Origin of the sequence: Neobacillus sp. WH10 (genome assembly GCF_030123405.1) — a bacterium.
In the GTDB taxonomy this organism is placed as follows: domain Bacteria; phylum Bacillota; class Bacilli; order Bacillales; family Cytobacillaceae; genus Neobacillus.
The window spans coordinates 1,674,750-1,691,143 of record NZ_CP126110.1 but is presented as its reverse complement, the minus strand read 5'-3'; the positions used below and the strand labels follow the sequence as shown (position 1 = coordinate 1,691,143).

General features: G+C 33.8%; 13 protein-coding genes and 1 tRNA gene. 4 read left to right on the top strand and 10 right to left on the bottom strand.

Translation table 11 applies throughout. The features are described 5' to 3' along the window. Window positions 1-3: 3 nt before the first annotated feature. Together QNH20_RS07935 and QNH20_RS07930 are read right to left on the bottom strand one after the other, a co-directional pair. Window positions 4-1,272, bottom strand: coding sequence for an NAD(P)/FAD-dependent oxidoreductase (locus QNH20_RS07935; RefSeq protein WP_283922349.1), 1,269 nt, complete (start codon window positions 1,270-1,272; stop codon window positions 4-6). 22 nt (window positions 1,273-1,294) lie between these two features. Continuing rightward, a complete protein-coding gene (locus QNH20_RS07930) occupies window positions 1,295-2,932 on the bottom strand; it encodes an amidohydrolase (RefSeq protein ID WP_283922348.1) in 1,638 nt (545 codons plus the stop codon). Between the two features lie 194 nt (window positions 2,933-3,126). On the opposite strand from QNH20_RS07930, the gene QNH20_RS07925 reads away from it, so the two are divergent. Further along, complete coding sequence (locus QNH20_RS07925) at window positions 3,127-4,344, top strand: MerR family transcriptional regulator (RefSeq protein WP_283922347.1); 1,218 nt, start codon at window positions 3,127-3,129, stop codon at window positions 4,342-4,344. Window positions 4,345-4,580: 236 nt separating this feature from the next. Here QNH20_RS07925 and QNH20_RS07920 read toward each other — a convergent pair whose 3' ends face one another. The 4 genes from QNH20_RS07920 to QNH20_RS07905 all read right to left on the bottom strand — a co-directional run bounded on the left by QNH20_RS07920 (window position 4,581) and on the right by QNH20_RS07905 (window position 11,990). Further along, on the bottom strand, window positions 4,581-8,099 hold the full coding sequence (locus tag QNH20_RS07920; RefSeq protein WP_283922346.1) for a S8 family serine peptidase: 3,519 nt from the start codon (window positions 8,097-8,099) through the stop codon (window positions 4,581-4,583). Between the two features lie 1,189 nt (window positions 8,100-9,288). Continuing rightward, window positions 9,289-9,364 (bottom strand) — tRNA-Val (locus QNH20_RS07915). A 176-nt stretch (window positions 9,365-9,540) separates the two neighbouring features. Beyond that, a complete protein-coding gene (locus QNH20_RS07910) occupies window positions 9,541-10,914 on the bottom strand; it encodes a Sau3AI family type II restriction endonuclease (protein ID WP_283922345.1) in 1,374 nt (457 codons plus the stop codon). A 251-nt stretch (window positions 10,915-11,165) separates the two neighbouring features. Continuing rightward, window positions 11,166-11,990 carry a hypothetical protein gene (locus QNH20_RS07905; RefSeq protein ID WP_283922344.1) on the bottom strand — a complete coding sequence of 275 codons (825 nt, stop codon included), beginning with the start codon at window positions 11,988-11,990 and terminating at the stop codon, window positions 11,166-11,168. Window positions 11,991-12,205: 215 nt separating this feature from the next. On the opposite strand from QNH20_RS07905, the gene QNH20_RS07900 reads away from it, so the two are divergent. Further along, entirely contained in the window at window positions 12,206-12,514 is a 309-nt protein-coding gene (locus QNH20_RS07900; protein ID WP_283922343.1) for a hypothetical protein, read from the top strand. Between the two features lie 537 nt (window positions 12,515-13,051). Here QNH20_RS07900 and QNH20_RS07895 read toward each other — a convergent pair. Genes QNH20_RS07895 through QNH20_RS07885 form a run of 3 tightly spaced genes read right to left on the bottom strand, consistent with a single transcriptional unit; the run spans window position 13,052 to window position 14,063 of the window. Then, window positions 13,052-13,249: a hypothetical protein gene (locus tag QNH20_RS07895; RefSeq protein ID WP_283922342.1), complete on the bottom strand. Its 198-nt coding sequence runs from the start codon at window positions 13,247-13,249 to the stop codon at window positions 13,052-13,054. 52 nt (window positions 13,250-13,301) lie between these two features. Continuing rightward, on the bottom strand, window positions 13,302-13,463 hold the full coding sequence (locus tag QNH20_RS07890) for a hypothetical protein (RefSeq protein WP_283922341.1): 162 nt from the start codon (window positions 13,461-13,463) through the stop codon (window positions 13,302-13,304). Between the two features lie 33 nt (window positions 13,464-13,496). Further along, on the bottom strand, window positions 13,497-14,063 hold the full coding sequence (locus QNH20_RS07885; protein WP_283922340.1) for a recombinase family protein: 567 nt from the start codon (window positions 14,061-14,063) through the stop codon (window positions 13,497-13,499). Window positions 14,064-14,317: 254 nt separating this feature from the next. On the opposite strand from QNH20_RS07885, the gene QNH20_RS07880 reads away from it, so the two are divergent. After that, the gene (locus QNH20_RS07880; protein WP_283923370.1) at window positions 14,318-14,680 is read left to right on the top strand and encodes a DUF1413 domain-containing protein; all 363 of its coding nucleotides are present in this window, start codon (window positions 14,318-14,320) and stop codon (window positions 14,678-14,680) included. Between the two features lies 1 nt (window position 14,681). After that, window positions 14,682-14,870 carry a hypothetical protein gene (locus tag QNH20_RS07875; protein WP_283922339.1) on the top strand — a complete coding sequence of 63 codons (189 nt, stop codon included), beginning with the start codon at window positions 14,682-14,684 and terminating at the stop codon, window positions 14,868-14,870. Between the two features lie 287 nt (window positions 14,871-15,157). On the opposite strand, the gene QNH20_RS07870 is transcribed toward QNH20_RS07875, so the two are convergent. Next, complete coding sequence (locus QNH20_RS07870) at window positions 15,158-16,171, bottom strand: hypothetical protein (RefSeq protein WP_283922338.1); 1,014 nt, start codon at window positions 16,169-16,171, stop codon at window positions 15,158-15,160. Window positions 16,172-16,394 lie beyond the last annotated feature (223 nt).

Sequence of the window (16,394 nt, the reverse complement as noted above, 5' to 3'; positions counted from 1 at the left end):
CCTTTACGCCAACCAATCAAGCAAACGGTGATACTTACTTGCTAAATTGATTAGTAATCCTTTCTGACTTGAAAACGGAAACGGTTTTAACTTCATTTCACCAAATCGATACATATCTTCACTTTCTTTAACAACGTATTGTGCAAGCAATTTTCCAAAAAGAGTAGCTAAAGAAGCACCGTGACCACAATATCCAGCTGCGAAGAATGTGCCATCTTCCATTCTTCCGAGAACAGGGAACATATCTCTAGTTACACCAATTAATCCGTCCCAACGATAATTAACTTTACATCCCTTCAAATCAGGGAAGACGTTAATCATCGCGTCATAGACTTCGTTGTATGCGCTTTCACCACGATTTGGAATAATATCTCCTCCACCAAATGCAATTCGGGAATCTGGTGTCCTGCGAAAATAATATAAGAAGTTACTTGTATCAAAAATCATTTGTCCTTTTGGAAGCAATCTTTTTAACATCGATTCTGGTAAAATTTCTGTCGCGATAATTTGACTATTAATAGAAAGAATTCCTCGATGAAGCGGTTTCATAATTCTTTCAGAATATGCATCTGTTGCCATAATGAGTTCTTTCGCTTTTACTTTTCCTGATTCCGTAAATACTTCTACATATCCTGAATCTCTTTTCACATTTAAAACTTTCGATTTTTCATAAATCTTTGCACCATGTGATTCAGCCGCTTCTGCTAAGCCACGTACATAAATTAGTGGATGGAATGAGTAACTCAGAGGATCTTCCAAACCGCCATGATAGGCTGTGGAATGGATAACCTCCCCCATTTGATTTTTCTCTATTATTTTTGTTTCATATCCAAAATGCTTATTGATGAACTCACTTTCTTTTTTCATCGCCTCAAAATGCTTCGTTTTAAAAGCAGCTACAACATGTCCTGTTTTTTGGAGGGAACAATCAATCTGATAATCATTTGTTAATTGCTCAACAAGTTGTAAACTCTCTAATGAAAGTTCGTTAAGCTGCTTTGCTTCTTCCAAGCCCCACTTATCGGCAAGCTCTACTAATGTAGGTTTGTATCCAGGCAATAGCATCCCACCATTACGACCACTTGCTCCCCATCCAACGGTTTCTTGTTCCAAAACGATCGTATTGTATCCTTTTTTCTGTAAGTGGAGGGAAGCAGATATACCGGTAAAACCGGCTCCAACAATGACCACATCAGTATTTTCCTCACCCAAAAGTACAGATCGATTTTTTTGGGGATTGGCTGTAGCTTTCCATAATGATAAAGTACTCATGAAAAGTGTCTCCTTTTTGTAGTTAATTAATTAATTTTTTTATATTTTCATATTTAGAGGTGCTTCTTTCAAATAAGATTTCTCCATCGACGATAGTCATGGTTACTGTTAAATCTTTAATATGCTGCTCTTCTGTATTCAGTAGGCTGTTATCCAATACTACGAGATCTGCAAGTTTCCCTACTTCGAGACTTCCCTTACGCTCTTCCTCAAAGCTGGCATACGCCCCATTCCATGTATACATCCGAATTGCTTCTAATACATTGATTCGTTGATTTTCACCTACATTAATACCATTTTTACTTTTTCTATTTACTGCAACATGGATTCCTAATAATGGATTACAGGAGGTTACAGGACAATCAGAACCAGCGGCAGCAATAATCTCTTTATCCAAGAAATCACGTAGAGGATACATATGATTTACACGCTCTCCATAATTCTTGATATAACCTTCACCAAATTCATAAAAGAATGGAGGATTCGGTATAGGAATGACATTAAGTTCTTTCATACGCTCTTGTAAGTCTGGTTCAGTAATACCAGCATGCTCAATACGATGCCGACAGTTTTTTCGAGGATACTTTTTCTGTAAACTCTCAATACTGTTCAGAACCATTTCAATGGCTCGATCTCCTTGTGCATGGGCTGTTATCTGAAATCCCTTTTGATGTGCTTTGGTTAAAATCTTATCTATTTCTTCTTGAGTATAATAAAGAATTCCATAATCATTCGGATTACTGTTGTAAGGTTTTCTTGTTGCGATTGTCGGACCACTACTGCTTCCATCAGTAAATATTTTAGCTGGTCCAATTCTAAACTTATCGTCTCCTATACCAGTAACAATTCCAGCGTCAATCATTTTGTCAACAAACTCTTCTGAATTATTCAACGCACATATCATTGCATATACACGAACCCGAACATCTCCAGATTGTACTGCCAAGAAAATGTTTCTGAAATGCTCTGGACCATGTCCGCCGGCATCATGAATACTTGTAATTCCATAGGAGAGGAACTCATCAGATGCAAGTTTAAAAGATCTAAGCAACTCTTCACCAGAATATTTTGCAACCTCACCCATCTTCATATTTGCACTCTCAATTAATCTCCCGGTTAAGTTACCTCTATTGTCTCTTTCAATTTGATCATTCCCAAAATCAGTTGTATTTTCATTAATATCCGCTAACTCTAACGCTTTACTATTTACCACGCATATATGGTTACATGTTCTGGAAATATAGATGGGGTGTTCAGTGGAAATTTCATTTAATTCATCTATTGTTGGATATCTTCCCTCCAAAATTGTCATTTCGTTAAATCCTGAAGCACGAATCCATTGTCCGGTTGGTGTTTCTAATTTTTTTACCTTGAGAGCTTGTAGAAGATCTTTTATTGACTTGATTTGTAGCTCTTTACAATCGACACCTAATTTATTCGTTCCGTGTAGCATATGTAGATGCGAATCAATAAACCCTGGAAGGACGGTTCTTCCTTGTAAATCAATAACCTTTGTTTTCTCAGTAATATAAGCACTTATATCCTGATTTGATCCTACGGCAATAATTTTGTTCCCTTTAATAGCAATCGATTGTTCAACATTGTATTCAGGATCTACTGTTATAACCTCACCATTAAGAAATACAATATCAGCAGCCACACAAATTCCTCCTTTATAATGTACTTTCAAAGAATAATCATATTTAGAATTTTCTATATTTTTTTATTGTTATGTAAATTCGTTATACTTATAATAATTGTTAGGTTTAACTTTATGTCAATAGCATATTATTGGATTATTTTTTAAAAATATGGAGTTAATGACCACTTTTTTTGTAGCATGGAGGGGTATAATTGAAAATCGGGTCTTTTGCTAAACATTTTAATGTTTCTGTCGACACTATTCGTTACTATATCGAACTAGGGCTATTAGTTCCGGAAAAAAAGGGGGCCCAGTTTCATATGAATCAATCCTGCCTCGATGACATGGAATTAATATTAGAACTAAAGATTCTGCAATTTTCATTAAAAGAAATTCAACAATTCCTTTCGTACAAACGTTTAACGATAAATATTGACATTGGTTATTACAAAAAACTCTTATTGGAGAAGAAAAACCATTTTTTAGAAGAAAAAAAGGAACTAGACCGCTTCATTAGACTTGTGGATAATAAGTTACAATCCCTCGATAATCAGCCGCCTGTTCCATGTAGTTCTATCGGAGTCCCAATTTCATTTGTTCCATTTTTTTATTGTCCGTATTGTAATATCCCATTAACTATTTCTGATGCGTCCATATTAAACAGTACCATTTCTGAAGCAAAACTAACTTGTTCATGTGGTTACTTTACCTCGATACAAAATGGAATAATTATTACTTCAAATTTAGAGGAATCTCCCTACTGTATCCTAAATGATGAAACTATGAAAGAATTCAATCCAAACTTTGTCAGTTTAAGAGAAAAAGGAGATCAATGGATAATTAAGTTATTGAAAGAACAAAATTTATCCAATAAAGTCGTAATTGAAACAAATATTGATATTGCTGTATCCTTACCAAAGTACATATCATCACTTGATCTTGACACCTTTTATATATTTTGTGGGTTATCTTTGACTATGATTAAAAAATTGAGGAATTTTATTGAAAGAATTAATCCGAAACTTCGTGTCATTTATATTCAAAATACTGACTATATTCTTCCTCTTAAACCAGGGTCAATAGATGTCATAATAGATAGTATTACAACTAACGAAATTTGTTCGTATAAGAATGTCTTCCCCATTACCTTATTACAAAATTATATAAATCAAGATACTAAGGTTATTGGTAACTATCTATATTACCATGAAGGTGCAACCTCTTTACTAAATTTTCGTACCTTATATCCGAATTCACATCAACATGTCTTATATCCAAATTATCTTGAGTATAACTTAGAGAAAGAAGGCCTAAAAATTCAATACAAAACAGTTATTGGTTCGACAGATAACCCTGGTATTTTTCTTGATTATCATGAACAAGGGGAAAAAGTTAATCTACTCGGTTATATTGCGGAACATATTATTTAAAATAGTGATAAAAGGATTTTAAAACGTTGAAAAAAGAACGAAAATGTTTTACTAAATGAAATGTTTTCACGTAACATATAGAATATATGGTTCCGCTTTCTTAAAAGGTAGAGCTACTAACAAGAGGATCTAAAGTGGGGCTCTTATCTATATGAAACATCCCGGATTAGTACATGATAAAACCTCAACCCTTATAACTATCATAAAGGATTGAGGTTTTATTTATGTTTCGTTTTTTAAGGTTTCACTACCGTCATATAACGGTCTTTTGCCTTGATCTTTAGACCTGTCTCATCTTCCATCTCACAGGTAACTTTGTATTTCCCAGCAGGCATATCAGCAGTCGGAGTCCAAATTTTATAAGCATTCTCTATATTTTTTTCTGTCCATGTTTCGATCACTTTTCCTGTAGGATCTGAGATTGTAAAGGTCCAGTTTAATTTTTTCACGCCCACTCCCAAAATATGCCCTGGTTCCTGTGGTGTTATTGGTCTAGCCCATACATCCAACACGGAAAGGAATAATTCCTCTTTTATATACGAGGGGTCACCGTATACTTCATAACTGACATTACCTGCCCAGTCAAATAGCATCATGATTACACTTTTCGGTTCTTCATTTACAAGTAAGGACGATTGTGTTGGTGAAAGAGTCTTATAAACGCCATTGACATAAGCATAGGATTTAGTTAAGCCGCTTCCCCCTTCATTATCCTTCATGTTCCATGTAATCAAATATTTATTTTCTGGTGTTTTGTTAACTTGAATATTCTCCGCTTTTGGTGCAACAGAATCTACAGAAATCGGAAGCTTAATCGATTGTGTTTGTGCACCCTCATAATCTAATGTGCTCTCTATTACAAATTGATACTTTCCGTCCGGAACTACTTTTCCATCTTCTGATTTCAAATCCCAACCATATCCAGGATTCCAGAAGTCGCTTGCTGCCATTACATTTTTTCTAAATTTCCATGGTTCTCCTGTTCCTGTTATTTCACTGTAATTTCCAAGATCACGAACTAGATTACCAGAGGCATCTTCAATGTACTGGTGTACAAGTTTTACATTACGCAAGGTTGTAAAGATCGAATAAACACCTTGATTTGCAGCATATGGAGAAGTGGCCATTCTTTGTTCGTCAAAAGTTTTGGTAACCTTATCATAACCAAGTGGTACCTCTGGTTTGCCTAACCAGTTCTTCTTACCCCAGTAAGGAAATAGAGCTGTTTCTTGTACAAATGCATCTTTGTCCCACATCGGTGCATCTAAGTTTTGAAGTTCATCCCAGTCACCATAAAAGCCCATGTACGGCACGGATAAAGACGGAATTGATGCTTGATCTCCATTTCTCGGAACAAAGCGAACAAATCCTTCAACAAATATATTTTTCTTTAATCCATCTGGAATGTTAATATCCACCGCTAAATCCTGCAAATGACCTTTTCTCACAGTAAAGGTAGCAGGTGTTGTGTCGCTAAAATCTTTTCCATTGATCTTCGCGGTTGCTCCTTCGATTCGCTTATCGTTTAGCTTTAATACTTCCTTCGTCCGTTCGTTTTTCCCGTCACGATCTATATCTAGATCTTTCTGCTCGGTATCATCTGTTAACAGATCTAGATACACATCATAGGTAATCTCGTCTGGAGAAGATTTACCATTTAATGACTCTAACGACAGCATAAATTTTACTTTATTTTGTTTAATCTCTTTTAACTCCACAGCAGCTGCATTTTCTGGCTGAGCAAACTTATCTTTTACTAATACAGGTGTTTGCAGAGCATTAGCAATCTGCATCATCCCAGCACCTTGTTTACGTGGTGAATATGGAATTTTCCTATCTGTTGCAGGATCCATCAAGACTTTAGCTGTATTCATCAAAGCTGTTTTTGCTTGATAGACAGCTTTTGAATCTTTTGCGACGCCTTTTTCATAGAGCGACTGTAAAACCAAAGCTCCTGCACCCGCTACATGTGGTGAAGCCATCGAAGTTCCGCTATATGTGTCATACTTGTTACCAAATACAGTAGAATAAATCTTACCACCAGGTGCGGTGATTTCAGGCTTAAAATCAAGGGTATGCGGTGCCCCATATGATGAGAAGCCAGACATTGTCCCCTTGGTTTTATTATCTATCCAGACTCCTTTACCCAGTTGAGCCGTAATCTTTTCACCATTTTTCAAATTTTGAATCATGGCCTGTCCTTCAGTGATCTGAGTACTAACTCCTCGACTATTTAATTTGGCATAATCTCCTTGTGTCGCTAAAGGTACCACAATCACTCCCTTTGCTCCTTTTTGGTAAGCAGGTATATACGCTTCACTGCCCACATATTGTTGTTCAGCCACCACGATTTTGCCTGTTACATCTTTACCTTCGAAATCCTGAGTACGACCATAGCCTACATAAACTAACTCAAGCTCTTTATCTTGACCAAAGGCATCTTCCATTCGAAAGCCTTGATTGCGTTGGTAAATAAGTGTTTTCCCATTTGAAAGAGTAAGTGTGTCCATATGGACTTGATCACTTTCATAAGAAGCTACTTGTAAAGCATATGGACTTGAACCAGGTGCTCCTACTACTCCAATATCAGGATTTTGAGCATAAGGTGAATGATTATACCTCGTGGATCCACTTTTAGTACTGTAGTATGCATTACCACCTGATGCTACCACTAATACCCCTTGCTCTGTAGCATTACGAACCACTTTTTGGATAGGATTATTTTCATCAACAAAATCAGCGTCAGTCCCTAAGCTCATATTAATGACATCCGCATCCATTTCGACCGCGTGATTGATTCCGGCTATAATATCGTCTGCATATGCCCCAGAATAATTATCGGAAAAGACTTTTTCTGCTAAAATTTGCACATCAGGTGCAATCCCTTTTACCCCATCTATTTCATCGGCCCCATTGGCTCCAATTGTTCCTGCTACATGCATCCCATGTGAGGCAGCATAAGGGAGAACATCTTGATCTTGGTCAGCCCAATCGTAACCAGATGGCACTTTATCTGTATACCAATGATCATTTACTGCTGTTTCAGCTAATTTTTCTTTTATAGTGGCAGAGTTCCACCTGGCTTTCTCTTTTCCTTTGTCAGACAGAGTTAGATCTTGATGGCGATAGTCCACCCCGGTATCGACAACTGCAACCAGCATTCCCTCACCATGATAACCTAACTCTTCCCAAACTTTTTTTGCTTGTACCATAGATTGACTGGAGTTCATCGTTGGTTGATAGGTTTGTGCAATCTGAACACGAGCCACTCCAGGTAATTTTTCGATTTCTTTGATATTTTTGAACTCTGTATCTATACTGAAACCATTAATACCTGTCACAAAGCGATGGCGCTCTTTCACTTTCCACTTTTTCGTTTCTTTCATCTCTTGAATCAATGATTGTTGAGCATGCTTTAATTTTTTCTTTTCAGCTTCATTTCCTTTGGCACTGCGTAAAGGTTCTCCCGTCATTTCCACAATCACTCGTACAGAATCGTTAGGAGCATACTGATCATCAACTGGCTTGTGGGCTTTATCTACTGTCACCTGCTCTTGATCAGTCTGTTGGTCCTTTAACCAACTCTTTTCACTCGCTTCTTTAATGAAAGATTGCATTGCTGTTTCATCTGAAGTGGCTAGGTTGGTTGAAGTGTCATTCGTTTCCGCAAAAACTGTCAATGATGATAGAAGTAAGGTTGTTACAGCTGCAGTAGTCATCACTTTAAATACCTTCAATTTTTTACTCTTGGTCATTAACATTGCCCCCTTTTTATTTGATTTAAGTTTTATATTTATTTCACTACTTTTATAGATTAGAAATTAAATAAAATTACAATTCACTAACCATTTTCAGAAATAAATACAATTAAAATTGTACATACACCATAAATCACAGTAAATTGGGGGATTAAAGCATAGTTCGATAGACTTATATGTTGAAAATTTCGGTTAAAAAGATTGTCAATTAAACAATATAAAAATAGAATTTTAAGTTATTATCAGGAAAAATATTTATGATTTTGTCGAAATCAATATTTTTTAGTGAAGTATTTTCTCTTAAAATGGGGGAATCAAACACAATTAATAGAATTTTACGAAAATATAAAAATCGATTGATTAAAATGAGTATAAAGAACTAGAAATATGTGGTATTTTGGACATTTATTCATTATGTAGAAATATAATATTAATAGCCGAATGGCCCATACATTCCTTGACCTGTGCAATAAAATAAAAAAGGGGTAGCGTTCAGCTACTCCCTTCCCTCTACTTTTCTATAATTATGTAGATTTGCATAACAGTTTTACCAAAATATCTTAATATTGAAAATTTGGAGAATTAGGGGATTGTATGAATTTAATGACTATAGTTATAAAAAGTACAGCCATCTGGGGGAACTGACAGCTTTACAAAAAACAAGGATTTTACAGACAACCAGTAAATGAATCACAAGTTAATTCCCACACCCTGCAATTACTTTTTCTCCACAAAGGCACCATTCGTTTTAGCAATGTATTCCGATGCTTTTAACCGATCCTTCATGTCCGTATTTTCATCCCGCATTAGCTCTGTCCAAAACCGTTTTGTTTAGTTATATCCGCAATAATTTCCATATCAATTTCGCATTCCTTTCCTTAATATACTCCAACACTTTAGTATAACTTTCCATGACGCTAGATTTTCAAGTCTTGCCTCATTACTTTAAAAACATGATTCTACTGTTCATCTCCATGCGCCTAAAGTAATACCGGCGAAATCAATCATTTTTTCAGCATATATGTAAATGACAAACCATTGTGCCGTTCATAACACTTGCTCTATTTGCTTAATTAGGATTTAAACTTTATTATTTTGCTACCAATTCAACTGTATTACTTCGAACTTGTATTCCTGTAATATAGAAAAAGCCTTGATACCACAAGGGTTACCAAGGCTCTGTTCTTATGACCTGTGAGGGGTTCGAACCCCCGACCTCAACCCTGTCAAGGTTGCGCTCTCCCAACTGAGGAGAAAGTCATGATATATATAGGTTTCTTAGGAAATACAAATTCTTTTAGAACAACTGACCACTAACCTTCTAGTGTTTACATTTACTATTGTAAAGTGGTCGGTTGAATTGGTCAACAATAACTTTCGTAAATAGAATACACCATGCAATAAAACAGAAGAAAGGTACTCACATTTTGTGTTCCAATTAGCTTATCCCGATAAACTTTCTTATATATTCTTTATTAATGAATAAGCATTTTTTCTTTAATGTTAAACCGTTAGGTAATGTTACAAATACACTTTCACCAGAACCTTTTGGACGAATTTGAAATGGTGGGTAGTCTGCTTTTCTTCCAGGTATGTTATCCTTCCATTCACCGTGTTTGCCTTTTTTTTCATTAATTTTCACCTTAATTAAGTCCATATTTAGCATATATTTTATTCGATAATATAGGTCAGAAGCTATTTGAATTATTTCATCGTCAGGAACCCATATTTTATAGCCTACAAATATATTTTTACCTTTTTCATATTCATCCCATACTGTAAGAATATATTTTGTTTCAGCAAACCAACCATACCAAGTAGATTCCTCAAATTCATCATTTGCTATTTCAGTGAAATCAAGATTCGGAAATGACATATCTTGATTCTTACTCCTATCTAGTCTGTTACGAACAGTTTTTATTGCATATCCTTCTTTCAAGAACTCCTCAGTATGATTTAGATTTCCTTTAGCACCAAACATGAAACCAATTAAATTGAATAGCTTACTCTTCCCTTTTACTTTCTTTTGTAAAATCTTTTGGATATCTTCATCAGTTTTTCCTCTATACTTATCTAAGGTTGAAGTTACCGTTTCGACAAAGCTTTTTTGAGATGGAACATCAATATGTTCAACTTGCTCAGGGGTCGCTAAATTTCTAAAATAAGCAGACATGTAACCAACTTTATAAGAGTATGCTCGTGATTTTGCTTTCTCTTTAGAAAATGGTTGTTTAACAAAGTCTTTTCCATTCCCTTGCCCTTTTGTGCATGCACCCATTATTTTCTGTTGTCTCTCACTAATTTCATGAGCTTCACCTTGCTGGATTTTATCAATAATTGATTGATAATCTATTCGTACTTGTGGCTCATCATTTTTAGGTAACTGAAAACGAGCAGTCTTAATTATTTTGAATTCTTCAATAGGTTTGTTTTCTTCATGTAGGTAAAAAATTAAAAGCATGCTTTGGGCTTTTTCATTAACAATACTTTCTTCAAATGGAATCTTATAATCTTCCATATAATTAATCATTCCAAGTACAAGACGCTCTTTTGAGCTGAATCCAACCTTTTTTTTCTTAAGAATAGGTGTTACTTTTAATTCGATATGATGATGTCCAAAATCAGCACCTTTGATTGAGTTTGCTGGTATTCCGAAAAAATCAGCTTGAATCATATTTCCAATACTGCCTTTATCCTTTTTCCTTTTTAACCAACCAGATTTATCTAAATCTCCAAGTTTTCTTCCGACAAGCTCTTTTGCTACATCGAATATTTGTTGCTCAGTCCACGATTCTGAATAAACATATGACATTTAACCACCTCATATTATTATAGGTTTAGTATATCGATAGTACTTCAAATACATTTTTCCTATATTTAGAAACATCATTTAGTGCGAAGGACATAATCTCTTCTCATTTTTTATTATTAGGGATAATTAAACTTTTTTCCGTATATACGATTTTCAAAACAGTAAATTATAGTTTCATCACTATCCAAGTAAAAATTTAACCAGTCATTGTTAATCATCATTATTATTCATGGGTATTACATCCATTAAAACTAAGAATTAACTATGAATAGATTTGATGTCCTTAAAAATAGACTTCTCATTTCTCCCACCATCATTCCACCAGATGCAGCTTTACCTCTGTATGGCTTAAAATGGTTATCCTTTAAATTTTTAGGGTATTCAGCATACTTATTCTTTTGACCAAAGACTGGAGTCATCTTTTCTCCTGTCCAATTTGTTTTCCAATCTGGGATATTATCTACAGAAGCAGTTTGTCCTGCATTATACATCATATCTATAAAACCCATTAACATATCTCTTGGTTCAGCACCCTTTAATGGAGAAAATGCTGAAAACTCTTGAAATGGTTCATCCCCCCAATTTACCTCTTGTTCAAACATCATTAGCATTAGCTTATGTAATACCAACAGTTCATTGGGATTATTTGTAACTTGAGAGGGGTTCATTCCACCCCAAATCTTTTTACAATTATTTAAATTTGATTGATTGATTATTTCGCTAAACACTTGATAGTGTGTTGTATTTAACCGCTGTGCAATATGAATCTTAAAATCAAACAATCCTCTTTTAGGACGATTTTTATTATTCTTATCTGCCATTTTACCTTTATAATTCCTTTGAAAAACAACTCCTACAGAAGTTCCATTTAGACTATAAATATAATTATCATTCCTAGATGGCAACAATACTGTTTTTAGTAAACACCTGCCAATTTCTTCAAATATACTATTAGGATTAAAATTATTAATATCATTAGCCAAATCATTATAAAGGTCCTGATTGCACATATAAGGCAAATCTAAAAATTGATTCTTATTTACAAAATCCGTGTACTCAGAGAACATATGGAACAAAGTTGCCCCCCCTTTAATTTCCTACTGTTAAGGACTAACTAATTATCTAATCAATAAGTCTTTTTTATTATATAATACCAACAAAAGGAACAAATCGATATAGGAATACCCAAGCAATTAATTGTGTCAAATTTCCAAACTTAATGTAAAAATATGTAAATTCATCAATAAATCAAGTAGAATATTGTTGAAGTCTAATAAATGGGGGAATGAACTTGAATGTAGAAAATTGCAGTCTGGTAATTGATGATGAACTTCTTGAAAAATTTGATTTTGAAGGAATGTTAGTTAACGCTTTAAACCCAGAATTAGGTATGCTCGTTATGAGTGGTAAAGATGACACCTTCACACTTCATATTTACATGCTTCAGTCCCAAAGTGAATTTGAATATCATGTCGACAGAAAACTGACTACTAAAACATTTTCTAGCTTAGTTGGAATGCAGTATTTTTTAAACAAATTCTCAAACTATAAAGCTAGTGAATTTATGGATTTTGTTCAAAAGTATACACAAACTCATTAACTTTTTAATATCGAACATGTTTTAGAAGTATATTATTAACATAGAAAAGACCGCTTTTTGCGGTCTTTTACTTATTCACCCTCTTATTTCATTTCATGTGGAGACACCTCACTGTCCCCTTCCCTAAAATCAAAGGGTATAGAATGTGAAAATCAATTGGTTTTGCTAAAATTTTTCGTACTATTCTCGATAGGGTTTCGATTAAGGTTTTGTGGTGATTCGATAGGTTTTATGATAGCGAGAGGATATTCGAATGGATGGAATCGTAAAAAATGGGGGTGTAAATATATACCTACCTATGTCGATTCCACTGTAAAGTACTGGTGAATTTGTGGTAATTATCCCCCAGTACCTCCGCTGTAATTTTTAACTACAGAACTTACAAAACTATCCTTGTATCTTATTTGTCTTCAATACTTTCCCTTTATAAAGATAATTGACTTTGAACTTAAAGTTCACTGCTCACATAATAAAAGACAGTACGATATCACATTATCGCCTGCCTTTTCTAAAATATTTAACTTACCATTGCGTTCTTTATTGTAACGTTATCTTCAGCTTTACTTTTGGTTCGATTTCTTCAATCTTATATGCCGCCTTCACACCTTTTAATGTTTCTTCAACATAATATGTAATTTCATCAAGATAAAGTTCGTCCGTTTTTTCAATAATTACTTCTCCTGCCTCTTGTAATGTGATTAACGCTTTACCAACCGCTCCTAAAATCCCTTGCATTTATTATCATCCTTTACCTTGTTATTGATTATCTAAACATACCGTAATGAATCTACCATACTAAATATTCTATTGCACCTTCAGAAATCTCAGCTTCACTTGCGAACTCCATTTCTTCACAGTATTTCCTAAAGTCATCCAAGTACTTATCTAGCTGCTTGAATGTTAATTTTATCCCTTGTTTATCTAATTGTTTGATAAACGCTTGCTTCATTGCTTCACCCTTCTTTTAACTTGTATTCACACATTATTCTATTTCCTTCACTTTAGCGTAAATCGTGCTACGTGGTACACCAGTCATTTTAGCAATGTCACTTACACTAAGTCCGTTATTTTCTCTATCCATATACAGCTTTACAGCCTTCCTAACGTCCTTTTCGTCCTTACCTTTACGTCCTAAATGTTTACCCTGTTTCTTTGCCCTTGCACGTCCTTCTGCTGTTCTCTCGTTTATTAAGTCACGTTCAAATTCAGCTATTGCACCCAACATGGTAAACATTAGTTTTCCAGCTGGTGTAGTAAAGTCAATCTGTTCTTTAATAAATACTAACCCTATATCCCTTGCCTCCAATTCCCTTGCAATCTTATGTAAATCAAAAGTCGAACGTGCCAATCTATCAATCTTATATACAACCAGCTTGTCACCTTCCCTAATATATTCCAGCGCATTAGCTAATTCTATTCTGTCCGACCTAGCACCGCTTTCCTTCTCCTTATATATCTTTTTACATCCGTATTCCTTCAGTTTTTCTATCTGAAGTTCTAAATCCTGTCCCAATGAAGAAACACGTGCATAGCCAACAAATTCACCCACAACAATTTACCTCCTTATCTAAAAGTCCAATATCTTTTGTACTTATAATTTTAGACTAACTTTTAGACGTTTTCAAGTAGTATTTTTAATGTTTATATTGTAGTTTTTCTTAGTGTCTAAAACTTACAACTTTCAGACGTCTTTTATCCTCTCAACAACCATTGAAAGCAAAATACGAAATTTAGAATTGACTTTAATTAATTGTTAGTGTACACTTACAACAACAATTAAACGGGGTGATTAATTTGAAGCTTGTGCGCTTAAATTTATCAGATGAAGAATATAAGGATATTTATGGAAAGGCCTTGGAAAATGGTTTTGCAAGTATTCCAGAATATCTACGTAATCTACTCTTTAACGAGAAACCAGAGACTACCTTTGATTACGAAGAACTTTTGAAGCAATTTGAAAAAGCTGTTTCAAAAAGAAAAGATAGTAAAGAATTTAGAGTACGTGATTGTTTTGATTCCACCATTTGGGCAAACATTGATATTTCAGCTAGAAGAACTTTAGGAAGAATGATTATTCATAAAGTAGAAAAAGGTGGTTGGCTGCATATAGTGCCTACTAAAAAAGAATCTGGTAACGCACAATGGTATATAAAAAGGAGCGAATAAAATGAAAACAAAGTATATTTGTCAACTTCCTGATGAAATAAGAGAGGAAATTAATAACGAGGTTCAAAACGCTCTTTCTAAAATAGGACTAAGTGATATTGAATTAGTTGAGGCAATTGAATCTGCAATGAACAGTAGACTTTGCGATTTGGAAGATACAATTGATATTTCAAAATATCTAGTTGTTTGAAAAGAATATTTATATTAACATACATTTTCTATTATGATTTGAATGTAATAAAATCCCATTGCTACATTTGATTCAGATTAAATATGGTAGTAACATTTTCAAACTAATAAAATGTTGATTTTATCATCTATCAATTTCCGTATCATATTGTGTACAATATAATACTAATTTTTCCTGTTATGCCACTAACCCTTCTATGTTAATAACTAGAAGGGTTTCAAAATTGCAAAATTTTATTATTTTTTTATTTATATTTTTCTAAGGAATACAATTTTTAGATTTTCATATTAAGCTTCTGCATTATTTTCAGAAAAATGAATTGTCTTAATAAATTTCTGACCTAAATTCTTATATTCATCAAAGTCGTCTGCACTATAATAAAAAGGATTTAAACTTATCGAAAATGCAAGAACCTCTAAACATGAAAATAACCTATAAAAATTGGTAGGTGTATAGTACTCCTTATTCACACCATGCAATATCGAATGACGATTAAGTGGATGTTCTGAATTACTTTTATAAAGATAATCAATACCATAATTTTCATATGATATTAATAAATCCATTCCTTCGTCTATTCGTCTTAAAAAGGTTTCATCATAATAGTCTTTTGGCAGTTTTAGAAACTTTTTAACCTTATAGATTTGGAATAGAACCTTATCTCTCCAAACCTGTTTTCTATTCCTTATTACCGCCTTAAACGCATCCGTTGAACCAATATTATCAAAATGAATATTATTATTCTCACAGTACTCTCTAGAAATTCCCTCAATAATAGTGAGTAGTAATGTTATTGAAGATGCAGTATGTTTTGAAAAAAAAGATTCAACTGCCTCATTAATAAGTAGTATATGGCTTACAAACTCAGGAATCTTTTGATAGGTACCAAGCAATTGTCTAGCTATATAAAATGGATTATAAATTGAACCTAAAAGCTTTTCGGCTTTAATACCGTGTTCTGTTTCCATTAATTTAACTACATTATAATTTTCAATAAATGGTGGTAACACCCATTTATGTTCAGAATTTATTAACCGCTCTCCCATTGATTCAATTATATTATTCTCTAGCAATATTTCGTCAGGAGTTTGAAGGGGAATAGCATAACAAATACCATCTTCAATTGGAATTATGATTGACTTGAATTCATAATGCCTTCCTATCTCTGTAATAAATTCTCCATGTATATCCGGAAACTTATCTTTCAATTCTCTAAGAATTTCTTCATCATTAAATGAATTCTTTTTTATCACGTTAACAAAATATAAATAATAGCTATTTAGCTTCTTCTCACTTTTCATAATAAACCTCTCCTTATGCGTTTTATTAATACTATTTATATAAGCATACCAAAGATAAAGCTGCTAATAAGCCTTACCACTGCGTTTTTATTTCATTACTTTTATACTTAATGAAAAATATTACAGCAACAATATTTTCGTTTCTTTTCAGTTCTGTCATTTTTAAAGAAATTATTTGGATAACATCCAAATGGTAATCGATTGAAAGAGCATTAGCCCTTGC